19 protein-coding genes are annotated in these 21,512 nt (G+C 71.2%); 12 read left to right on the forward strand and 7 right to left on the reverse strand.

Translation table 11 applies throughout. The features are described from left to right. Positions 1-57 precede the first annotated feature (57 nt). From IF55_RS32635 to IF55_RS32645, 3 genes are all read right to left on the reverse strand, one after another. On the reverse strand, positions 58-555 hold the full coding sequence (locus IF55_RS32635) for a MarR family winged helix-turn-helix transcriptional regulator (protein WP_030889152.1): 498 nt from the start codon (positions 553-555) through the stop codon (positions 58-60). A 109-nt stretch (positions 556-664) separates the two neighbouring features. Then, the gene (locus IF55_RS32640; protein ID WP_030889150.1) at positions 665-1,249 is read right to left on the reverse strand and encodes a Uma2 family endonuclease; all 585 of its coding nucleotides are present in this window, start codon (positions 1,247-1,249) and stop codon (positions 665-667) included. Positions 1,250-1,381: 132 nt separating this feature from the next. Then, a complete protein-coding gene (locus tag IF55_RS32645) occupies positions 1,382-3,658 on the reverse strand; it encodes a (Fe-S)-binding protein (RefSeq protein WP_030889147.1) in 2,277 nt (758 codons plus the stop codon). 399 nt (positions 3,659-4,057) lie between these two features. Between IF55_RS32645 and dnaK the strand changes: the two genes are divergently transcribed. Genes dnaK through IF55_RS32665 form a run of 4 tightly spaced genes read left to right on the forward strand, consistent with a single transcriptional unit; the run spans position 4,058 to position 8,293 of the window. Next, the gene (gene dnaK, locus IF55_RS32650) at positions 4,058-5,920 is read left to right on the forward strand and encodes a molecular chaperone DnaK (RefSeq protein WP_030889144.1); all 1,863 of its coding nucleotides are present in this window, start codon (positions 4,058-4,060) and stop codon (positions 5,918-5,920) included. Further along, complete coding sequence (gene grpE / locus IF55_RS32655) at positions 5,917-6,591, forward strand: nucleotide exchange factor GrpE (protein WP_030889141.1); 675 nt, start codon at positions 5,917-5,919, stop codon at positions 6,589-6,591. Before dnaK ends, grpE begins: the two co-directional genes overlap by 4 nt. A gap of 42 nt (positions 6,592-6,633) precedes the next feature. Beyond that, entirely contained in the window at positions 6,634-7,824 is a 1,191-nt protein-coding gene (dnaJ, locus tag IF55_RS32660) for a molecular chaperone DnaJ (protein WP_030889138.1), read from the forward strand. A gap of 1 nt (position 7,825) precedes the next feature. Then, positions 7,826-8,293, forward strand: coding sequence for a heat shock protein transcriptional repressor HspR (locus IF55_RS32665; protein WP_030889135.1), 468 nt, complete (start codon positions 7,826-7,828; stop codon positions 8,291-8,293). Positions 8,294-8,358: 65 nt separating this feature from the next. Here the strand turns inward: IF55_RS32665 and IF55_RS32670 are convergent, their stop codons facing one another. Both IF55_RS32670 and IF55_RS32675 read right to left on the reverse strand, forming a co-directional pair. Then, positions 8,359-8,763, reverse strand: coding sequence for a pyridoxamine 5'-phosphate oxidase family protein (locus IF55_RS32670; protein WP_030889132.1), 405 nt, complete (start codon positions 8,761-8,763; stop codon positions 8,359-8,361). Between the two features lie 25 nt (positions 8,764-8,788). Next, the gene (locus IF55_RS32675; protein WP_030889129.1) at positions 8,789-9,370 is read right to left on the reverse strand and encodes a Uma2 family endonuclease; all 582 of its coding nucleotides are present in this window, start codon (positions 9,368-9,370) and stop codon (positions 8,789-8,791) included. 202 nt (positions 9,371-9,572) lie between these two features. Here IF55_RS32675 and clpB point away from each other — a divergent pair, with 202 nt between their 5' ends. Further along, positions 9,573-12,215, forward strand: coding sequence for an ATP-dependent chaperone ClpB (gene clpB, locus IF55_RS32680; RefSeq protein ID WP_030889126.1), 2,643 nt, complete (start codon positions 9,573-9,575; stop codon positions 12,213-12,215). A 96-nt stretch (positions 12,216-12,311) separates the two neighbouring features. Beyond that, a complete protein-coding gene (locus tag IF55_RS32685; RefSeq protein ID WP_030889123.1) occupies positions 12,312-12,854 on the forward strand; it encodes a YbjN domain-containing protein in 543 nt (180 codons plus the stop codon). Between the two features lie 55 nt (positions 12,855-12,909). On the opposite strand, the gene IF55_RS32690 is transcribed toward IF55_RS32685, so the two are convergent. Next, a complete protein-coding gene (locus IF55_RS32690; protein WP_030889117.1) occupies positions 12,910-14,115 on the reverse strand; it encodes a hypothetical protein in 1,206 nt (401 codons plus the stop codon). 515 nt (positions 14,116-14,630) lie between these two features. Between IF55_RS32690 and IF55_RS32695 the strand changes: the two genes are divergently transcribed. The 3 genes from IF55_RS32695 to IF55_RS41540 all read left to right on the forward strand — a co-directional run bounded on the left by IF55_RS32695 (position 14,631) and on the right by IF55_RS41540 (position 17,729). Continuing rightward, positions 14,631-15,845: an aminotransferase class I/II-fold pyridoxal phosphate-dependent enzyme gene (locus tag IF55_RS32695; RefSeq protein WP_078645650.1), complete on the forward strand. Its 1,215-nt coding sequence runs from the start codon at positions 14,631-14,633 to the stop codon at positions 15,843-15,845. An 815-nt stretch (positions 15,846-16,660) separates the two neighbouring features. After that, positions 16,661-17,179, forward strand: coding sequence for a DUF2617 family protein (locus IF55_RS32700; RefSeq protein WP_030889112.1), 519 nt, complete (start codon positions 16,661-16,663; stop codon positions 17,177-17,179). 241 nt (positions 17,180-17,420) lie between these two features. Further along, entirely contained in the window at positions 17,421-17,729 is a 309-nt protein-coding gene (locus tag IF55_RS41540) for a chaplin family protein (protein WP_398245544.1), read from the forward strand. A gap of 151 nt (positions 17,730-17,880) precedes the next feature. Here the strand turns inward: IF55_RS41540 and IF55_RS32710 are convergent, their stop codons facing one another. Next, positions 17,881-18,834 (reverse strand): AraC family transcriptional regulator, encoded by a 954-nt coding sequence (locus tag IF55_RS32710; protein ID WP_030889104.1) that lies wholly within the window; start codon positions 18,832-18,834, stop codon positions 17,881-17,883. Positions 18,835-18,907: 73 nt separating this feature from the next. On the opposite strand from IF55_RS32710, the gene IF55_RS32715 reads away from it, so the two are divergent. The 3 genes from IF55_RS32715 to IF55_RS32725 all read left to right on the forward strand — a co-directional run bounded on the left by IF55_RS32715 (position 18,908) and on the right by IF55_RS32725 (position 21,298). Next, entirely contained in the window at positions 18,908-19,567 is a 660-nt protein-coding gene (locus IF55_RS32715) for a DsbA family protein (RefSeq protein WP_048832960.1), read from the forward strand. An 80-nt stretch (positions 19,568-19,647) separates the two neighbouring features. Further along, positions 19,648-20,298 carry an NAD(P)-dependent oxidoreductase gene (locus IF55_RS32720; RefSeq protein ID WP_030889097.1) on the forward strand — a complete coding sequence of 217 codons (651 nt, stop codon included), beginning with the start codon at positions 19,648-19,650 and terminating at the stop codon, positions 20,296-20,298. A 142-nt stretch (positions 20,299-20,440) separates the two neighbouring features. Next, positions 20,441-21,298, forward strand: coding sequence for an SRPBCC family protein (locus IF55_RS32725; RefSeq protein ID WP_342668364.1), 858 nt, complete (start codon positions 20,441-20,443; stop codon positions 21,296-21,298). Positions 21,299-21,512: the final 214 nt, after the last annotated feature.

Genomic DNA, 21,512 nt, shown 5'->3' on the forward strand with positions numbered 1-21,512 from the left:
CGTCCGGCGGGGCCCCCGCCCGCCGGACGCGGAAGCGCCAACCCCCCGTCGGTGCCGTCAGTGCCACCCCTCCGACCCGCCCGTGTTGCGGATCATGCGGCGCAGGACCTTGAGGGCGGCCACGTACTCCTCGTCGGTGATGCCGTCGTGCATCTCGCCGCGGATCGCTATGACGCGCTCCTTGATACGGGCCTTGGTGGCGCGTCCGGCGTCCGTGAGGCGCAGCCGGCCGTCCTCGGCGGTGACCAGCCACTCCCGGTGGAGCATGATGTCGACCGACCGGTAGATCTCGTACCGATCGCCGGCCACGTTCGCGAGCGCCTCCTCCAACTCCTCCCGCGTCCGCCCCGCTGGGGCCCCCTCCACCTGGTTGAGAATCCACCACTGCGGCTGAGTGATGCCCGCCCGGGCCATCGCGTCCCGTATGTACGTGATGACCGCTTGGTGCGCGACTCCGCTCCAGTAGCCGATCGGCTGCCAGGCCAGCTCCTCGTCCGACATATCGGGGTCGGGTGTCGTCGACACGGCGGTCGCGGGTGTGGTGGGCGTAGACATATGGCTTCACCTTCACGGTTTCACGGCGGCTCGGGCATGACCCGAGGGCATCTCGCGCTCGTTCGCGATCAGCTCTACGACGACGCTAAAAGTTGAACCAAGGTTCAAGTCAAGACAATGGTCCGCGCCGGGGGCCGTACCGGGGTAGTTCCGCCGTCTCGATCGTCCATGGCCCGACGGCCACCGTGTCTCCGTACGCGTAGTCGTGGCGGGACCGGTAGCAGGGGTCGCCGTCGCTGCCGGGGCCCGGGTCGGACATGACCGCTGCGGTCCCCTGGCGAGGGTCGACCAACAGGTACAGGGGGATGCCCATGGCCCCATAGGCGCGCGTCTTCCACGCGTACTCGTCGATGTGTGCGGAGTGAGCGACGATCTCGCCGGTCAGCAGCAGGTCCCGAGGGTGGAAGCCGCCCGGCGTGTCCATCGCGGCCTCCGGCAGGACGATGAGATCCGGGCTGCACAGGAGACCGAGCGAGGCGTCTTCCACGCCTCCGCCCGTATGGGCCGCCAGGCTGTCCGGGATCTGTTGATCGAGCTGTCGCCGCAGCTTCCAGACCGTCAGTTCATGGGTGCCCGACTGAGACACCCTCAGGATCAGGCGGCGTCCTCTGATCTCCATGCCCCGTACGGCGTCGGGGACGTGCTCAAGGAGTTCGTCGGCAGCGGCGCGTGCCTTTGCGTAGGCGTGATTCACGATCCGAACTCCGTCCCAGGGGAGCGAACTCAGTGGTGCTCATCGTCGCACCCCCCTACGACAACGGCCGGTCCCCGCACACTGCGAGGACCGGCCGTCGGGGCCGTGCGTACGGGCGTACGCGCTGCCGCCCTACTTCACCGGCTCGGGCTCCGGCTCGTCCGCCTTTTCCGGTTCGCCGGCCGGGTCGGACGGGGCCTTGACCGACTCCAGCAGGAGCTGCGCCACGTCCACGACCTGGGTGGACTCCTTGGCCTGGCCTTCGTTCTTCTTGCCGTTGACGGAGTCGGTGAGCATGACGAGACAGAAGGGGCAGGCGGTGGAGATGATGTCGGGGTTGAGGGAAAGGGCCTCGTCGACGCGTTCGTTGTTGACGCGCTTGCCGATGCGCTCCTCCATCCACATGCGGGCGCCGCCGGCGCCGCAGCAGAAGCCGCGCTCCTTGTGGCGGTGCATTTCCTCGTTGCGCAGGCCGGGCACCTTGGCGATGATCTCGCGCGGCGGGGTGTAGACCTTGTTGTGGCGGCCGAGGTAGCACGGGTCGTGGTAGGTGATCAGGCCCTCCACCGGCGTCACCGGGACGAGCTTGCCCTCGTCCACGAGGTGCTGGAGCAACTGGGTGTGGTGGATGACCTCGTACTCGCCGCCGAGCTGCGGGTACTCGTTGGCGATCGTGTTGAAGCAGTGCGGGCAGGTCGCGACGATCTTCTTCTTGGACTTCTCGACCTTGACGGCCTCTTCCCCGTCCTCGCCGTCGGACTCGCCGAAGGCCATGTTCAGCATCTCCACGTTCTGCCGGCCGAGCTGCTGGAACAGGAACTCGTTGCCGAGGCGGCGCGCCGAGTCGCCGGTGCACGCCTCGTCGCCGCCCATGATGGCGAAGTTCACGCCGGCCATGTGGAGGAGTTCGGCGAACGCCTTCGTCGTCTTCTTGGCGCGGTCCTCCAGGGCGCCCGCGCAGCCGACCCAGTACAGGTAGTCGACCTCGGTGAGGTCTTCGACGTCCTTGCCGACGACGGGGACGTCGAAGTCGACCTCCTTGGTCCACGCGAGCCGCTGCTTCTTGGCGAGGCCCCAGGGGTTGCCCTTCTTCTCCAGGTTCTTGAGCATCGTGCCCGCCTCGCTGGGGAAGCTGGACTCGATCATCACCTGGTAGCGGCGCATGTCGACGATGTGGTCGATGTGCTCGATGTCGACCGGGCACTGCTCCACGCACGCCCCGCACGTGGTGCAGGACCACAGGACGTCGGGGTCGATGACGCCGTTCTCCTCCAGCGTGCCGACCAGGGGGCGTTCGGCCTCGGCGAGGGCCGCCGCGGGCACGTCCGCGAGCTGTTCCGCGCTCGCCTTCTCGTTTCCCTCCTCGTCCTTGCCGCCGCCCGCCAGCAGGTACGGGGCCTTGGCGTGCGAGTGGTCCCGGAGGGCCATGATCAGGAGCTTGGGGGAGAGCGGCTTCCCGGTGTTCCAGGCGGGGCACTGGGACTGGCAGCGGCCGCACTCGGTGCAAGTGGAGAAGTCGAGGATGCCCTTCCAGGAGAAGTGCTCGACCTGGGAGACGCCGAACTGCGCATCCTCGTCCGGGTCCTCGAAGTCGATCGGCTCGCCGCCGCTGACCATCGACTGGAGCGCGCCGAGCGCCACGTCGCCGTCCGCCTCGCGCTTGAACCAGATGTTGGGGAAGGCGAGGAAGCGGTGCCAGGCCACGCCCATGTCCGTCTTGAGCGCGACCGTGATCATCCAGATGAAGGAGGTCGCGATCTTGATCATCGCGAAGAGGTACGTGAGGTTCTGCAGCGCCCCGAGGCTCATCCCCTTGAAGGCGGCGACCAGCGGGTACGTGGCGAAGAAGGAGGCCTCGTAGCCGTCCACGTGGTGCTGAGCGCCCTCCAGGGCGTGCAGCGTCAGGATGCAGACGCCGACGATGAGGATGACGGCCTCGACGAAGTACGCCTGGCCGAAGTTGGAGCCCGCGAAGCGGGACTTGCGGCCCGCGGCGCCGGGGCGGCTGAGCTGCCGGATGACGATCAGGGTCAGGATGCCGAGCGTCGTCATCAGGCCGAGGAACTCGACGAAGACGTTGTACGGGGCCCAGTCGCCGATGACCGGCAGGATCCAGTCCGCTTGGAAGAGCTGGCCGATGGCGTTGACGATCGTCAGGAGCAGCGAGAAGAAGCCCACCGCCACGAACCAGTGCGCCACGCCGACGACGCCCCAGCGGTTCATGCGGGTGTGGCCGAGGAACTCCTTGACCACGGTGAGGGTGCGCTGCTTGGGGTCGTCGGTCCGGGAGCCGGCGGGTACGGGCTGGCCGAGCCTCACGAAGCGGTAGATCTGCGCGATGGCACGGCCGAACAGCGCGACGCCCACCACGATGAGGACCAGCGACACGATGATCGCGGCGAGTTGCATGGGATGGCTCCTCGGGCCTGCGAGAGCGGGGACTACTGGGGACTGCTGGGGACTACGGGGATTGCTGGGGTTTGCTGAGGACTGCTGCGGAATACCGGCGGCCGCCGGGATTACTAAGCAGTAACTTTTTGGGTCTGCGCTGAGGTTACCCAGTATCCGCGGCACCATGAAGCCGCCCGGCCGGTGATCTGTGTCGCCCAGTGGACCCTTCCCGTCCCCCTCCGGGGCTCCGCCCGGCGTTCGAAGGGCACTTGGGGGGCGCCCCAAGAGGTGTCGCCCCGCCGCGCTGACTATAAGCCCCGTATAAAAGTTGAGCGAGACAGACTCAGGTCTGTTGACAGGTTTGAATCGGTGTTGCACTCTTGAGCCTGTTCCACTCAAGTCAGCAGGAGGATCGAAATGGCACGTGCGGTCGGCATCGACCTGGGTACGACGAACTCCGTCGTCAGTGTTCTCGAAGGCGGTGAGCCCACCGTCATCACCAACGCCGAGGGCGCCAGGACCACGCCGTCCGTCGTCGCCTTCGCCAAGAACGGCGAGGTGCTCGTCGGCGAGGTCGCCAAGCGCCAGGCTGTCACCAACGTCGACAGGACCATCCGGTCGGTCAAGCGCCACATGGGCACCGACTGGAAGATCAACATCGATGGCAAGGACTTCAACCCGCAGCAGATGAGCGCCTTCATCCTGCAGAAGTTGAAGCGCGACGCCGAGGCGTACCTCGGCGAGAAGGTCGTCGACGCGGTCATCACCGTCCCGGCGTACTTCAACGACTCCGAGCGCCAGGCCACCAAGGAGGCCGGCGAGATCGCGGGCCTCAACGTCCTGCGTATTGTCAACGAGCCGACCGCGGCCGCCCTCGCCTACGGGCTGGAGAAGGACGACCAGACCATTCTGGTCTTCGACCTCGGCGGCGGCACCTTCGACGTCTCGCTCCTTGAGATCGGCGACGGCGTGGTGGAGGTCAAGGCCACCAACGGCGACAACCACCTCGGCGGCGACGACTGGGACCAGCGCGTCGTGGACTACCTGGTCAAGCAGTTCCAGAACGGTCACGGCGTCGACCTGTCCAAGGACAAGATGGCCCTCCAGCGCCTCCGCGAGGCCGCTGAGAAGGCGAAGATCGAGCTGTCCTCGTCCACCGAGACGACGATCAACCTCCCGTACATCACGGCGTCCGCCGAGGGCCCGCTGCACCTGGACGAGAAGCTCACCCGCTCGCAGTTCCAGCAGCTCACCGCGGACCTCCTGGAGCGCTGCAAGACGCCGTTCCACAACGTCATCAAGGACGCCGGCATCTCGCTGTCCGAGATCGACCACGTCGTCCTCGTCGGCGGCTCGACCCGTATGCCCGCCGTCGCGGAGCTCGTCAAGGAGCTGACCGGCGGCCAGGACGCCAACAAGGGCGTCAACCCGGACGAGGTCGTCGCCATCGGCGCCGCCCTGCAGGCCGGTGTCCTCAAGGGCGAGGTCAAGGACGTCCTGCTGCTCGACGTCACCCCGCTGTCCCTCGGTATCGAGACCAAGGGCGGCATCATGACCAAGCTCATCGAGCGCAACACCACGATCCCGACCAAGCGGTCCGAGATCTTCACGACGGCCGAGGACAACCAGCCGTCCGTGCAGATCCAGGTCTACCAGGGCGAGCGCGAGATCGCGGCGTACAACAAGAAGCTCGGGATGTTCGAGCTGACCGGTCTGCCGCCGGCCCCCCGCGGCGTCCCGCAGGTCGAGGTCACCTTCGACATCGACGCCAACGGCATCATGCACGTGGCCGCGAAGGACCTCGGCACGGGCAAGGAGCAGCGGATGACCGTCACCGGCGGCTCCTCGCTGCCCAAGGACGAGGTCGACCGCATGCGCCAGGAGGCCGAGCAGTACGCGGAGGAGGACCACAAGCGCCGCGAGGCCGCCGAGACCCGCAACCAGGGCGAGCAGCTCGTCTACCAGACGGAGAAGTTCCTCAAGGACAACGAGGACAAGGTCCCGGGCGACGTCAAGACCGAGGTCGAGACCGCCGTGGCCGACCTGAAGGAGAAGCTCAAGGGCGAGGACTCGGCCGCGATCCGCGAGTCGACCGAGAAGGTCGCCGCGGTCAGCCAGAAGCTGGGCCAGGCGATGTACGCCGACGCGCAGGCCGCCCAGGGCGCCGCGGGCGCCGAGGGTGCTGCCGCCGGTGGCGAGCAGCAGGCCAAGGCCGATGACGACGTCGTGGACGCCGAGATCGTCGACGACGAGAAGCCCAAGAAGGACGGTGCGGCGTGACGGAGGAGACCCCGGGCTTCGAGGAGAAGCCCGACGTCCCCTCCGACGCCGCAACCCCTGACGATGCGGCGCAGGGCGCCGGTTCCGCCGACAAGGCGGACCCGGCGGCCCCGGCCGGGGACGCACAGCAGGACATCGCTCTGACCGCGCAGCTCGACCAGGCCCGTACGGCGCTCAACGAGCGCACCTCGGACCTCCAGCGGCTGCAGGCGGAGTACCAGAACTACCGTCGTCGCGTGGAGCGGGACCGGGCGGCCGTCAAGGAGATCGCCACGGCGAACCTCCTGGCCGAACTGCTCCCCGTGCTCGACGACATCGGCCGGGCCCGGGACCACGGCGAGCTGGTCGGCGGCTTCAAGTCCGTCGCCGAGTCGCTGGAGACCGTGGCGGCCAAGATGGGACTCCAGCAGTTCGGCAAGGAGGGCGAGCCCTTCGACCCGCTGGTGCACGAGGCCCTGATGCACAGTTACGCGCCCGATGTCACCGAGACCACGTGCGTGTCGATCCTCCAGCCCGGGTACCGGATCGGGGAGCGTACGATCCGCCCGGCCCGGGTCGCGGTCGCCGAGCCGCAGCCCGGCGCGCAGGCCAAGGGCGATGACGGGGCCGGCGCGGGCGCCGGCGACACGGACGGCGCGGATGAGGAGAGCGGTGGCCCGAAAGAGGGCTGACGCGCGGCAAGAGGACAGCGCCCGGGAGGAGGGACGTCGGGGATGAGCACGAAGGACTTCGTCGAGAAGGACTATTACAAGGTCCTCGGCGTCCCGAAGGACGCCACCGAAGCGGAGATCAAGAAGGCGTACCGGAAGCTCGCCCGCGAGTACCACCCGGACGCCAACAAGGGCGACGCCAAGGCGGAGGACCGCTTCAAGGAGATCTCCGAGGCGAACGACGTCCTGGCGGACCCCAAGCGCCGCAAGGAGTACGACGAGGCGCGCACCCTCTTCGGCAACGGCGGCTTCCGGGCCGGGCCCGGCGGCCAGGGCGGCGGCGGAACGTTCAACTTCGACCTGGGCGACCTCTTCGGGGGCGCCCAGGGCGGACCGCAGGGCGGCGGGGCCGGCGGCTTCGGCGGCGGCCTCGGGGACGTCTTCGGCGGCCTCTTCAACCGCGGCGGCGGCGCGGGCACGCGCACCCAGCCGCGCCGCGGCCAGGACATCGAGTCCGAGGTGACGCTCAGCTTCACCGAGGCCGTCGACGGGGCCACGGTCCCGCTGCGGATGTCGTCGTCGGCGGCGTGCAAGGCGTGCGCCGGCACCGGCGACAAGAACGGCACCCCGCGCGTCTGCCCGACGTGCGTGGGCACCGGCCAGGTCTCGCGCGGCACGGGCGGCGGCTTCTCGCTCACCGACCCGTGCCCGGACTGCAAGGGGCGCGGGCTGATCCCCGAGAACCCCTGCGACGTCTGCAAGGGCAGCGGCCGCGCCACCTCGTCGCGGACCATGCAGGTCCGCATCCCGGCGGGCGTCTCGGACGGGCAGCGCATCCGGCTGCGCGGCAAGGGCGCGCCGGGCGAGCGCGGCGGGCCCAACGGCGATCTGTACGTGGTCGTGCACGTCGACGCGCACCCCGTCTTCGGGCGCAAGGGCGACAACCTCACCGTCACCGTGCCGGTCACCTTCCCGGAGGCGGCGCTCGGCGGCGAGGTGAAGGTCCCCACCCTCGGGGGCCCCGCCGTCACCCTGAAGATCCCGGCGGGCACGCCCAACGGCCGTACGATGCGCGCCCGCGGCAAGGGCGCGGTGCGCAAGGACGGCACCCGCGGCGACCTGCTGGTCACCGTGGAGGTCACGGTGCCGAAGCACCTTGACGACAAGGCGCGGGACACGCTGGAGTCCTATCGCGAGGCGACCGCGGACGAGGACCCGCGGGCAGAGCTGTTCCAGGCCGCGAAGGGAGCTTGAGATGGACGGCCGAGGCGGGCGCAGCCGGCGCACTCCTATGTCGAATCCTTATCAGTTGACCGAAGAGTCGCCGGTGTACGTGATCTCGGTGGCCGCGCAGTTGTCCGGTCTGCACCCGCAGACGCTCCGCCAGTACGACCGGCTCGGCCTGGTCTCCCCGGACCGTACGGCCGGCCGGGGACGGCGCTACTCGGCGCGCGACATCGAGCTGCTGCGCACGGTGCAGCAGCTCAGCCAGGACGAGGGCATCAACCTGGCGGGGATCAAGCGGATCATCGAGCTGGAGAACCAGGTGGCCGCGCTCCAGGCGCGCGTCGCCGAACTCTCGCAGGCGGTGGACGGCGCCGCCGCGGCGATGCGGCAGCGCGAGGCGCAGGTGCACGCCTCGTACCGGCGCGACCTGGTCCCGTACCAGGACGTGCAGCAGACCAGCGCGCTCGTGGTCTGGCGCCCGAAGCGCCCGGAGTGAGTCTGTGGTGACGAAGGGGCCGAGGAGATCTCCTCGGCCCCTTCGTCGTACGCGCGTGTGGGGGCTCAGACCCGCCCCAGCGCCCGGGTCACGGTGATCTCGATGACGACGCGCTCGGGGTTGGGCGCGGGCGTACGGCCGTATCGCGCACTGTGCCGCGCGACGCCCTCCGCCACCCGTTCGGCCTCCGTCCGCACCACCGCCACCCCCTCCAGCGTCGCCCACCGCTTCCCCTCGAACTGACACACCGCGACCAAGGCCCCCTCCGCCCCCGCCGCCCGCACATTCGCCGCCTTCGCGCTGCCCCCGCGCGTGATGATCCGCGCGATCCCGGCCTCGTGGTCGTACGTCACGCATACGGGCACCACGTGCGGGCTCCCGTCCGGGCGCGGCGTGGTGAGCGTGCAGACATGGCGTTCCCGCCAGAATTCGAGGTACTCGGGGGCGGGGTCGCGAAGATCGTGGGCCATGGGAGGAAGGGTATGCGGACGCCCGTCAGAGGAATTCGGACGTGTCCAGGTCGAAGGAGAACGGCGCGGGGAGGGGGAGGGGCTTCCCGAAGGGGACCAGGTGGGTCTCGGTGTAGTCGCCGTCCTTCGGCTCGCTGAAGAGGACGGTCGTGGACTTCTCGCGGTCCACGAGCAGGTAGAGCGGGATGCCGGCGCGGGCGTAGGAGAGGCGCTTGGCCTTTCGGTCGCCGTCCGGTTTCGTGGAGGTGACCTCTGCGACCATGGCGACGCCGTCGCTGGGCATCCAGGAGGAAGCGCCCCGGAAGAGCCGTGATTCCCGAGGGGCGAAAGTGATATCGGGGATGACACGGTCCTTGGGGGAGGCCCCCCAGGTGGCCAGCTCCAGACCCTTGTTGCCGGACGCCTGCATCTTGGTCTTCGAGAGTTCGTAGACCTGCGAGAGGATCATGTCGATGGCGTCTTCATGGTCTCCGTCCGGAGCTGGGGACACGAAGATTCTCCCGTCGATGAGCTCGGCCCGGAATCCCTGCGGGGGCTCCAGGGCGAGGAAGTAGTCCAGGAGGATCTCGTCATCGGTGGGCATCGGCGCATGTGCCATAGCCGTCATGCTGCACCTCCTTGTCAGTGATGGCCAGCATGGCCCGCTGCCAGCGGTGGTGAGGGGATCATCCGACCGGTTCACTCGTAAGGGAAGCGTGGATCTGTTCGGACGTGCCGGATTTCGAGGTTGAGTGGAATAGACTCAACTTACTGCATGCTGTAGTAGGCAGGACGGTATGTGAGTCGAGCACGAGGAGGAGTACGCCGACGTGGAAGCCGAGCTGACGAACAAGAGCCGGGAGGCGCTGAGCGCCGCGAATGACCGGGCTGTGTCCGCGGGGCACGCGGACATGACGCCGGCGCATCTGCTCATCGCGCTGCTCACCGGCCAGGAGAACGAGAACGTCCTGGATCTGCTGGCGGCCGTCGAGGCGGATGCCGTGGTGCTGCGGACCGGGGCCGACCGGCAGCTCGCGGCGTTGCCGAGCGTGCAGGGCTCCACCGTCGCGCCGCCGCAGCCCAACCGGGACCTGCTGGCCGTCATCGCCGACGCCTCGCAGCGGGCGAAGGAGCTGGGCGACGCGTACATCTCCACCGAGCACCTGCTCATCGGCCTCGCCGCCAAGGGCGGCCAGACCGGGGAGCTGCTGGACCAGCAGGGGGCGTCCGCCAAGAAGCTGCTGGACGCGTTCGAGACCGCGAGGGGCGGGCAGCGGGTGACCAATCCGGACCCGGAGGGCACGTACAAGGCGCTGGAGAAGTTCGGTACGGACTTCACGGCCGCCGCCCGCGAGGGCAAGCTCGACCCGGTCATCGGCCGGGACCAGGAGATCCGCCGCGTGGTGCAGGTCCTCTCCCGGCGCACCAAGAACAACCCCGTCCTCATCGGCGAGCCCGGTGTCGGCAAGACCGCCGTCGTCGAGGGGCTGGCCCAGCGGATAGTGAAGGGCGACGTTCCCGAGTCGCTGAAGAACAAGCGGCTCGTCTCGCTCGACCTCGGCGCGATGGTGGCCGGCGCCAAGTACCGCGGCGAGTTCGAGGAGCGGCTCAAGACCGTCCTCGCGGAGATCAAGTCCAGCGACGGCCAGATCATCACCTTCATCGACGAGCTGCACACCGTCGTCGGCGCGGGCGCCGGCGGCGACTCCGCCATGGACGCCGGCAACATGCTCAAGCCCATGCTGGCCCGCGGCGAGCTGCGGATGGTCGGCGCGACCACCCTCGACGAGTACCGCGAGCGCATCGAGAAGGACCCCGCCCTGGAGCGCCGCTTCCAGCAGGTGCTGGTCGCCGAGCCCAGCGTCGAGGACTCCATCGCCATCCTGCGCGGCCTCAAGGGCCGGTACGAGGCGCACCACAAGGTGCAGATCGCCGACTCCGCCCTGGTCGCCGCCGCCACCCTCTCCGACCGCTACATCACCTCCCGCTTCCTCCCCGACAAGGCCATCGACCTCGTCGACGAGGCCGCCTCCCGGCTCCGCATGGAGATCGACTCCTCGCCCGTCGAGATCGACGAGCTCCAGCGCTCCGTGGACCGGCTCAAGATGGAGGAGCTGGCCCTCAAGAACGAGTCCGACCCCGCCTCCAAGGAGCGCCTGGACAAGCTCCGCCGCGACCTCGCGGACCGGGAGGAGGAGCTGCGCGGCCTCACCGCCCGCTGGGAGAAGGAGAAGCAGTCCCTCAACCGGGTCGGCGAGCTGAAGGAGAAGCTGGACGAGCTGCGCGGTCAGGCCGAGCGCGCCCAGCGCGACGGCGACTTCGACGCCGCCTCCAAGCTGCTCTACGGCGAGATCCCCGGCCTTGAGCGCGAGCTGGAGGAGGCCGCGGCCGCCGAGGCCGAGCAGGAGGCCGCCGCCACCGCCAAGGACTCGATGGTCAAGGACGAGGTCGGCTCCGACGACATCGCCGACGTCGTCGCCTCCTGGACCGGCATCCCCGCCGGCCGCCTCATGGAGGGTGAGACGCAGAAGCTGCTGCGCATGGAGGACGAGCTGGGCAAGCGCCTGATCGGCCAGAACGAGGCCGTACGGGCGGTGTCCGACGCCGTGCGCCGCACCCGCGCCGGCGTCGCCGACCCCGACCGGCCCACCGGCTCCTTCCTCTTCCTCGGCCCCACCGGCGTCGGCAAGACCGAGCTGGCCAAGGCGCTCGCCGACTTCCTCTTCGACGACGAGCGGGCCATGGTCCGCATCGACATGAGCGAGTACAGCGAGAAGCACAGCGTCGCCCGGCTGGTCGGCGCCCCGCCCGGCTACGTCGGGTACGAGGAGGGCGGCCAGCTCACCGAGGCCGTGCGCCGGCGCCCGTACACCGTCGTGCTCCTGGACGAGGTGGAGAAGGCCCACCACGAGGTCTTCGACATCCTGCTCCAGGTCCTCGACGACGGGCGGCTCACCGACGGCCAGGGACGGACCGTCGACTTCCGCAACACCATCCTCATCCTGACCTCCAACCTCGGCTCGATGTTCCTCGTCGACCCACTGCTCAAGGAGGACGAGAAGAAGGAGAAGGTGCTGGAGACCGTACGGGCCTCCTTCCGCCCCGAGTTCCTGAACCGCCTGGACGACCTCGTGGTCTTCCACGCCCTCGGCACCGACCAGCTCCAGCGCATCGCCCGCATCCAGATCGACCACCTCCAGCGCCGGCTCGCCGACCGCCGGCTCACCCTGGAGGTCACGGACGCCGCGCTGACCTGGCTCGCCAACCTCGGCCACGACGCCGGCGAGGCCGACGCCGCCGTCGACCTCACCTACGGCGCCCGGCCGCTGCGCCGCCTCGTGCAGACCGCCATCGGCGACCAGCTCGCCCGCGCGATCCTCGCGGGCGACGTCCGCGACGGCGACACGGTCCGCGTCGACCGGGAGCCCGGCACGGAGGGGCTGACGGTCACCTCGGCCGCGGCCGTGGCCTGAACGGCCGCTTCCGGAACCACCCGCCCCGTCCGGGCTTGCCAGGACGGGGCGGGTGTGGGAGAGGATGGCGGCAACCGTATGAAGGGAAAAACCACGGTGAGCATCGACCCGTCCTCGATTCCGAATTTCGGGGGCCAGCCCGAACCCCAGGAGGCGGGCCCGACTGGCCCCGTCATCCCCGACCAGGACCTGGTCAAGCAGCTCCTCGAACAGATGGAGCTGAAGTACGTCGTCGACGACGAGGGCGACCTCGCCGCGCCGTGGGAGCAGTTCCGCACGTACTTCATGTTCCGCGGCGAGGAGGAGCAGCAGGTCTTCTCGGTGCGCACCTTCTACGACCGGCCGCACGCCATTGAGGAGAAGCCCAAGCTCCTCGAAGCGATCGACGACTGGAACCGCCGCACCCTGTGGCCGAAGGTCTACACGCACACCAACGACGACGGCAGCGTCCGCCTCATCGGCGAGGCGCAGATGCTGATCGGCGTGGGCGTCTCCCTGGAGCACTTCGTGTCCTCCACGGTGAGCTGGGTGCGCGCCTCGATCGAGTTCGACAAGTGGCTCGTCGAGCAGCTCGGCCTGGAGGCCGAGATCGACGGCGACGGCGACGGCGAGGCGAAGCCCGGCGACGAGGAGTCCTGAGCGGACCCGTACGCCTTGGCGGGCCCGGCTTGTGGACAGACTCCACGCGGGACGGCTACATCGGCATCGGGGCCACCAGCAGCAGATACGCCCCATAGCCGAACGAGAGCCCGGCCAGCGCACCCGCCGTCACGACGACGGTGCGCTGCCGGGCTCTCGCCATCGCCAGCGCCGCCGGGAACAGCAGCGGGAACGCGGGCAGCAGGAAGCGCGGCTTCGACGCGAAGTACTTGGAGCCGCCCAGCGCGATGACGACCAGCACCAGCGTGTAGACGAACACCGGCAGCGGCGGCCGGTCGAGCGCGAGGAAGACGAGCGCCAGCAGCGCGGCGACGATCAGCGCGAAGGTGACGTAGTAGCCGAGCCGGCTCAGCCCGATCACCAGGTGGCGGATGAACATGAACGCGTCGTAGCCGAAGTCGAAGCGCGAGCCCCAGCCCCGCTGCACCGCGAAGTAGCCGAGCGGGCTGCCCTCCCGGGCGCCGACCCAGGCCACGTACCCGAGCCAGCCGACCGGGGAGAGCGCGGCCCCGGTCCACACCCGCCAGTTCCGGCGGGCCCGGCGGTCCTTCCACAGCACGACCGCCGCCGCGCAGCAGACGGCCGCCGCCACCGCGATGCCATTGGGGCGGCAGAGGCCCGCGAGGAGGGAGAGGCCGCCGGCCCAGACCCAGCGGCCGGTCAGCAGCGCGTACAGCGACCAGGCGGCCAGCGCCGTCATCAGCGGTTCGGTGTACGACATCGTCTCGATGATCGCGTGCGGCAGCAGCCCCCAGAGCAGGACGAGCAGCGTCCCCGCGCGGCGCCCGTGCAGCCGCTCGCCGACCGCGTACAGGCCCCAGGCCGCGGCCGCCGACGAGGCCCAGGCGACCAGCAGTCCGGAGTTGATCAGCCCGATCGGCAGGACGGTCGCCACGCCGCGCATGAGGCCGGGGAAGAGCGGGAAGAACGCCACGTCGCTGAAGTGCAGCCCGGCCCAGCCGGCGCCCGGGTGGACCTGGCCGTAGCCGTTCCGGGCGATGCCGGTGTACCAGGTGCCGTCCCAGGCCAGCCCGAGCGTGGTCCGCGGATGCCGGCCGATCCACCAGGCCCAGGCCGCCATCGTCAGCAGCCCCGTCAGCCGCGCGGCGGCGTACAGCCCGAGCGCGGGCGCCGCCCGGCGCAGCGCCTCCCGGACGCGCTCGCTCCGGCGGGTCATCCTCGCGCCGTCGGCCGGCTGCGGTTCCGGGGCTCGTACGGGCATTGCGGTGTCGGCCGACACGGCTCACCTCCGGTGCGGGGGCGGTTGCGAGTACGGGCCGGCCCCCCATCCCCACGGCGACCGCGCCCGGCACCCCGACTCTGCGGCTCCGCCGCCGGACGCGCGACCGGTGTCGGCCGTCCGTAGGGCTCCTGCACCCACTCGGCCGCGGGGGGCCGCGTGGCGGCGTGACAACGGGTGCGACCTGTGCCGGGTCCCGGGTCCGGCCTGGAGGAGGGCGCGGCCTCGCCTGGACGAGGGCCCGGCCTCGCGCGGCGTACGCGGCCCCGGTCCGTACGGGCGGCAGCACTCGGCTCGTACGCGCCCCGGCCCGTACCGGCCTCCCGTCCGACTCGGGTGGCGGCCCGGCCCCGGCCCGTACCGGCCTCCGGTCGTGTCCGCGCGCTGTCCCGGAGCCCGCATGTGCCCGCCTATCGTGAGGGCAGCAGGGCCCGGTGGGCCGGGGGCCGGTCGTCGGGCGGGACAGGGACAGGACTCGGGAACGACTCGGGAACGATTCGGGAAAGCGGGACCGTATGGACAGCAGGGGGCAGGGCGGCGCGCGGGGCGCGGTGGGCTCGGCGCGGTGGAGCCCGGCGGAGCGGGTGCGGGCGATGGGCACGTCGGTGTTCACGGAGATGACGGAACTCGCCCGCAGCACGGGCGCGGTCAACCTCGGGCAGGGCGTGCCCGAGCTGGACAGCCCGGCCGCGCTGCTGGAGGACGTGGCGCGGGCGGTGCTCGCGGGCAGCAACCAGTACCCGCCGGCCGTCGGCGCGCCGGCGCTGCGCGAGGCCGTCGCGGCGCACCAGCTCCGGCGGTACGGGCTCGACTACCGGCCCCAGGGCGAGGTGCTCGTGACCACCGGCGCGACCGAGGCGCTCGCCGCCACCCTGCTCGCGCTCTGCGACCCCGGGGACGAGGTCATCGCCTTCGACCCCTGCTACGACGCGTACGCGGCGGACGCCCGGCTGGCCGGCGCCCGGCTCGTCGGCGTGCCGCTGGCGCTCGACGGGGACGCCTTCGTCCTCGACGCCGACGCCCTGCGCGCCGCGGTGACGCCCCGCACCCGCGTGCTGCTGCTGAACACCCCGCACAACCCGACCGGCAAGGTGTTCACCGCCGACGAGCTGGAGGCCGTCGCCGCGGTCTGCCGCGACCACGCCCTGATCGCCGTCACGGACGAGGTGTACGAGCACCTCGTGTACGACGACGGCGCCCGCCACCTGCCCCTCGCGGCGCTGCCCGGCATGCGGGAACGGACCCTCGTGATCTCCTCGGCGGGCAAGACCTTCAACGTCACCGGCTGGAAGATCGGCTGGGTCTGCGGCCCGGCCGCCCTGGTCGGCGCGGTCGGGGCGGCGAAGCAGTTCCTCACATACGCCTCCGGCACGCCGTACCAGGAGGCGCTGGCGCGGGCGCTCGGCTCCGTGGAGGAGTGGGCCGCCGGGCTGCGCTCCACCCTGCGCCGCAACCGCGATCTGCTGGGCGAGGGCCTGGCCCAGGCCGGGCTGCGCCCGTTCCACGCGGACGCCGGCTATTTCGTCCAGGCGGACGTACGGCCGTGGGGCCACGGCGACGGCGTGCGCTTCTGCCGCGAACTCCCCGCGCGCGCCGGGGTGGTGGCGATCCCGACCGCCGCCTTCTACGTGGGCGCGGACGCCCCGACCTGGCTGGTGCGGTTCTCCTTCTGCAAGCGCGAGGACTCCCTGCGTACGGCCGTGAAGCAGCTCGTCGCCGCGGCGCCCTGACGCCCCGTCATGTTGGTTCGCCGTGAACCTCTGGTCTTGCTCAACTCTGCTTTGCCGTAAGGCGGGTACGGGCACAAACCCGGCAGGCACGGAGCGGGGGGGTCTCGCTTCGAAGCGGGAGGGAGTGGGGCAGTCATGGCGATCTTCATCGCGGCTCTGATCGCGATCGCGGGACTGACGCTGGTCGGCGTCCTGGCCGGCCGCACCCGGTCACCGGGCCGGAGCGGGGCGCACCGCCGTACGTACAGCCGGGGGGCTGCGTCCGGGGGCGGTAGCTGGTGGGCCGGGGACAGCGGGGGATCGGACGGCGGAGTGCTGGACGGAGGGGGCTCTGACGGCGGGAGCCACCACGGGTCGGGGGGCGGGCACCACTCCTGCGGTGGCAGCCACCACTCGTGCGGCGGGGGCAGCAGCTCCTCGTGTGGCGGGGGCAGCAGCTCCTCGTGCGGCGGGGGAGGCGGTTGCGGAAGTAGCTGACAGGGGGGAGGGAACGGCTGACACGGGGCAGCCGATTCCGTGAAGGCGACGGCCCGGCCGTCAACGCGCCCGGTGGACTCAAAGTCCGCCGGGCGCATCGGTGTTGAACAATTGAGCTGGGCAGCCCTCGCGGGGATGGAAACCCGGCGAAGATGGGTAAAAACGCTGTGGGCGCCGTGCATTTCATGATTCCCTCTTGATGAGAGTACAAATCCTCGGAATCACAGTCCTCGGACCCCACGGACCCCACGTGGGCACGAGCCGGCGTACTCGAACACCCTGGTCCTCCTCCGGGGCGGGCCGGCCCACCTTCCACTGCGTGCTTGCGGAGCCGACCCATGCTCACCACCCTCAGTACCCCCTATACCGATACCCGCGCCGCCGACCTCGCGTGGTGCCTGGGCAAGGACCCCCTGCCATCCCTGGCCGACCTCGACCTCCAACTGGACGGGGCCACCGTCCAGTTGCGCCTGCTCGGCGCTTCCCACCAGGTACTTCTCGACGGCGCGGAGGGAAGCTGCTCGGAGACCGTGGCCTGTCTGCCCGGCAGCAGCACCCCGCTGCCGCTGGGGGTGGCGAAGCGCGTGGGCGACTGGGAGTACGAATTCGCGGCGCGCGTCGAGACGCTGTCGCGCGGCTCCTTCGCGGGGCGCGCCCAGGAGCTGCTGGCCCTGGTCGCCGACCATCCGCACGGCCTCGCCGGCACCTTCCCCGGCAGCCCGCACGCCTTCACCGCGATGCTCGCCCAGCGCCATGAGGGCCAGGTGAGCTGGCGCACGTGGCACGCCTATCCGCAGGAGGGGCGGCTCGTCGCGACGCGCACACGGGTGGCGGTGCGGCTGGCGGTGCCGACGTGAGCCGTGCGCCGGCCCGGCGGCCGACGGGTTCGGCACATTGTCGGTTGAGCCGATGTGCAGAGATCACCCGTTTGCGTGCGCGTCGATCCGCTGTTCCCGTGCAGAAAGTTGGTCGTATCGGGTTTTGTCTGTTCTCCCGCCGGAGAACGGTGCTCCCTCCCCACGTACGGCTACGTAAGGAATCAGTGTCATGTCGCGAATCGTCAAGACCGCTGTCCTGACCATCGCCGCGGCCGCCGCCATGGTGGGCTCCGCTGGCGGGGCCTCGGCCCACGACCACGGACACGGTCACGGGTACGGCCATGGGTACGGCCACGGTCAGGGCTATCACCACGGCCATGGCTACGGCCACGGCTACGGGTACGGCCGCCACCACGGACGTCACTACAACGGCGCCGGCGCCAAGGGCGCGGCCGTCGGCTCGCCCGGCGTGATCTCCGGCAACGTGGTGCAGGTGCCGGTCGACGTGCCGGTCAACGTCTGCGGCAACACCATCGACATCGTCGGCCTGCTCAACCCGGCCTCCGGCAACGCCTGCGTCGGCGCCTGACGGGCTCGGAGCCTTACGGGCTCGACACCTGGCGGGCTTGACGCCTGACGGGCTCGGAGCCTGACTGGCTCGGCAGCGCCCTGCCGGCAGCGCGCTCCGCGCGCCCCCGCGGCGCCCACCGCTCCTCGCGGTGGGCGCCGCCGCCGTGTCGTCAGGCTCCCGAGGGGCCCGGCTTGAGGGAGGCGCGGAACGCGCCGGGGGACAGCCCCGCGCGGTGCGTGAAGAACTTGGAGAAGTTGGCCGCGTCGTCGAAGCCGAGCCGGTCGGCGATCCTGGCGGCCGGCAGCTCGCTGTGCGCGAGCAGCCGCTTGGCCTCCAGAACCACCCGGCGGTCGATGAACTCCTTGGCGCCCACCCCCGCCGCCGCGAGGGAGGCGTGGGAGAGGGTGCGCGGGGAGTAGCCGAGCGTACGGGCGTAATCGGCGACGCGGTGGCTGGTCGCGAACCCCCGCTCCACGGCGGCCCGGAACCGCTCGAACGTCTCGCCGGGCGCGGGCACGCTGCTGCCCACCGGGGCCGTCAGATGCGCGAGACGCAGGACCAGCACCGTGAACAGGTGCCGCAGCACCTCCGTGTGCACCTCGGCGGGCAGACCGCGGCCGCAGCCGAACTCGGCGGCCAGATGGTCCACGGCCCGGTCCACCGCCGCGAGGTCCGGGCCGACGGGCTGCCACAGGACGGGGCGGAAGGGGTCCTCGGCCTTGGCCGCGGCGGCGGTGCCGGACGGCAGAAAACCGGGCTGGGCGAGGACGACGTATCCGTTGACGGTGTCGCCGTGGGCGGCATCGGCTTCGCCTCTGTCGTCGCCGCTGCTCGCCGCGTCGAAGCTCTGCACCTGGCCGGGTCGGACCCACAGAACGGAGCCGGGGCCGAGCGCGTAGCCGGTGAAGTCCACGGTGTGCGTGGCCGCGCCGGACCGCACGATCAGCAACTGGTGGAAGTCGAGCCGCTGCGGCCGGCGCAGCAGCCCCTCGGGGGCGCGGGCGCGCAGCTCGGCGAAGGTCATCACCTCCAGGCCGGCGGGGGTGCCGGGCGGGGCCTGGTAGGCCAGCTCGATGATGTCGGCGTTCTGGGGCTCGGGAGCGTCGTGTCGCTTTTTCACCATGACAGGTCGCAAGCGTACCTGGCTGGCGAGGTATGGCATTCGTAGCGTGGTCGTAACGGACAAGGAGTGTCCGATGAGAACGACTGGAGGAGAGGAAGCCATGGAGCGCGCGAAGCTCACGTACGCCTTCGACGCCTACTGCGGCTGGTGCTACGGATTCGGCCCCGCCATCCGCGAATTCGCCGCGGCCAACGCCGAACGGATCGAGCTGCGCGTACTCAGCGGCGGGCTCTTCACCGGGCCCCGGGCGCGGCCGGTCGCCGCGTACCCGTACATCCCCGAGGCCGACGCGCGGATAGCCGAGCTGACCGGCGCGGTCTTCGGCGACGGCTACGCCGAGGCGTTCGCCCGCGGCACGGCCGTACTGGACTCCGCCGACGCCGCCACCGCGCTCGTCGCGCTGCGGCGGCAGGCGCCCGAGCGGACACTGGAGATCGCGGGCGCCCTCCAGGCCGCCTGGTACCGCGACGGGCGCTCGCTGTCCGAACCGGACACCCTGGCCGCCGTCGCCACCGCCCTCGGCCTGGACGCCGACGCGGCGACCGCCGCCTACGCGGACCCGGCCACGCGGCGGGCGGCGGAGGAGGAGTTCCGTCAGGTGCGCCGGCTCGGCGTCGAGGGCTTCCCGACGCTGCTGCTCCACACCCCCGCCGGAGTGCGGCGGATCGGCGGCCCCATGTCCTCGGCGCGGGACCTCGCCCGGGCCTTCGACCAGGCTCTCGACCAGCGCTGACGCCGCCAGGCGACGAGACGTCACCCCCACCCTCACGAATCACTGACCCTCACCCTCACCATCACTAAGGAGAACCCCTCATGGCCAAGATCGCCCTCTTCGGAGCCAATGGCACCATCGGCAGCCGCGTCCTGCGCGAGGCGCTGAACCGGGGCCACCAGGTCACCGCCGTCGTCCGCGACCCCGCGAAGATCACCGACACGCACGAGCGGCTCACCGTCGCCACCGGCGACGTCCTCGACCCGGCGTCGGTCGCCGACGTGGCCGCCGGGCAGGACGTGGTGATCAGCGCGGTCGGCGGCGGCGACGGACCCGGCCACCTCGCGACCATCGAACCCGCCGCGAAGGCGCTGGTCGCCGGCGTGCGGACGCTCGGCGACGCCGCTCCCCGGCTGATCACGGTCGGCGGCGCCGGGTCCCTGCGGACCCCCGACGGCAAGCAGGTCTGGGACGCGGAGGGGCTGCCGGAGTTCCTGCTCCAGATCATGCACGCCCACGGTGACGCGCTGGACTTCTACCGGACCGTCGAAGACGTGCGCTGGACGAACGTCAGCCCCGCCGCGACGATCGAGCCGGGCGAGCGCACCGGTACGTACCGCACCGCCCTCGACGACCTCGTCGTCGACGAGTCCGGCAACAGCCGGATCTCCGCCGAGGACTACGCCGTCGCGCTCATCGACGAGGTCGAGAAGCCGCAGCACACCGGGGAGCGCTTCACGGTCGCGGACTGACCGCCCGCCGCCCGCCGCCCGCCGGTCCGCGCCTGGCGCGACGGCCGTTGTACGCCGTCGGAGGCGTGTGGCGGGAAAGTTCCGTCGGGCGGGGCACCCGGCGCGGACATGGTGGGTAGGCTCGGTGGCTATGGAGCATGAGGTGTTCGTTCCGTTTTCCGCCGAGGCCGTCCGGGGGGCGCTCTCGGACCCGGCGCGGCTCGCGCGCTGCCTGCCGGGCTTCCAGCCGGACGCCAATGCCGGGGCCGGGGCCGGTGCCGAGGCCGGTGGGGCGTCCGGCGGACCGTCCGCCGGGCCCGTCACCGGGCGGCTGCGCCTGCGGATCGGCGGCTCCACCATCACCTACCGCGGCACGCTGCGCCTCGCCGAGCGCTCCGGCTCGTACGAGATCACCGGCGAGGGCGCCGAGGTCCGCGGCTCCGGCGAGGCCGCGTTCACGCTGACGCTCACCCCCGAGCCGGCCGCGGGCGGTACGCGGCTGCGGTGCCAGGGAACGGTGCGCAGCGGCGGCAGGCTCGCCGACATCGACCCCAAGACGGCCGAGACGACGGCGCGGCGGCTGCTGGACCGGTGGGGCGACGCGTTCGCGGAGGACGTGGCCGCCGAGGCGGCGGCCCGCAAGCCCAGCGTCTTCGAGACGGAGATCCCGCCGCCGTCGCTGGACGCGGACGCCGCGGACGACGTCGATGAGGCCGACGACGCCGATGACGTCCTGGGCCCGAACGACCCGCTGGGGGCCGACGAGGAGGAGAGCATCATCGCCTCCGTCGCCGTGCCCGCGCCGGGCGAGCCGCCGGCCGAGGCCGCGCACGCCCGCCGCACGATGATCGGCCGCAGCGCGGAAGAGGTCGACCACGCCCCGCCGCGCGGCCGCTACGCCCCCGTCCCCGCCCCCGAAACCCTCGCCTCCACCGCCACCCTCCGCTGGGCCGCCCCCGCCGCCGCCGTAGTCCTCGCCTCCGCCGTAGTAGTAGGCCGAGCCCTCCGCCGCCGAAAATAACCCCACCGCCCCGAGCCCCCACCCAGGCCGAGCCCCCCAGGGGCGCGGGGAACTGCGCGCCCAGCCCCAACGAACGGGCGGCCGACGTCGGGTCCGGGCCCCCAGGGGCGCGGGGAACTGCGCGCCCAGCCACGATGAACGGGCGGCCGACGGAACTGCGCGCTCAGCCACAACGGACCCGCAGCCGACGGCCAGTCAATGGCGCGCCCAGCCG

The sequence above is a fragment of the Streptomyces varsoviensis genome (assembly GCF_000718635.1).
GTDB classification, from domain to species: Bacteria; Actinomycetota; Actinomycetes; order Streptomycetales; family Streptomycetaceae; genus Streptomyces; species Streptomyces varsoviensis.

Bases quoted from the DNA above. Each gene is read 5' to 3' on its own strand.
- IF55_RS41540 (WP_398245544.1), top strand. From the start codon at position 17,421: ATGGTGGGCTCCGCTGGCGGGGCCTCGGCCCACGACCACGGACACGGT.
- IF55_RS32715 (WP_048832960.1), top strand. From the start codon at position 18,908: ATGAGAACGACTGGAGGAGAGGAAGCCATGGAGCGCGCGAAGCTCACG.
- IF55_RS32635 (WP_030889152.1), bottom strand. From the start codon at position 555: ATGTCTACGCCCACCACACCCGCGACCGCCGTGTCGACGACACCCGAC.
- IF55_RS32720 (WP_030889097.1), top strand. From the start codon at position 19,648: ATGGCCAAGATCGCCCTCTTCGGAGCCAATGGCACCATCGGCAGCCGC.
- IF55_RS32675 (WP_030889129.1), bottom strand. From the start codon at position 9,370: ATGACGGCTATGGCACATGCGCCGATGCCCACCGATGACGAGATCCTC.
- IF55_RS32670 (WP_030889132.1), bottom strand. From the start codon at position 8,763: ATGGCCCACGATCTTCGCGACCCCGCCCCCGAGTACCTCGAATTCTGG.
- dnaK (WP_030889144.1), top strand. From the start codon at position 4,058: ATGGCACGTGCGGTCGGCATCGACCTGGGTACGACGAACTCCGTCGTC.
- IF55_RS32645 (WP_030889147.1), bottom strand. From the start codon at position 3,658: ATGCAACTCGCCGCGATCATCGTGTCGCTGGTCCTCATCGTGGTGGGC.
- dnaJ (WP_030889138.1), top strand. From the start codon at position 6,634: ATGAGCACGAAGGACTTCGTCGAGAAGGACTATTACAAGGTCCTCGGC.
- IF55_RS32710 (WP_030889104.1), bottom strand. From the start codon at position 18,834: ATGGTGAAAAAGCGACACGACGCTCCCGAGCCCCAGAACGCCGACATC.
- IF55_RS32665 (WP_030889135.1), top strand. From the start codon at position 7,826: ATGGACGGCCGAGGCGGGCGCAGCCGGCGCACTCCTATGTCGAATCCT.
- IF55_RS32695 (WP_078645650.1), top strand. From the start codon at position 14,631: ATGGACAGCAGGGGGCAGGGCGGCGCGCGGGGCGCGGTGGGCTCGGCG.
- IF55_RS32700 (WP_030889112.1), top strand. From the start codon at position 16,661: ATGCTCACCACCCTCAGTACCCCCTATACCGATACCCGCGCCGCCGAC.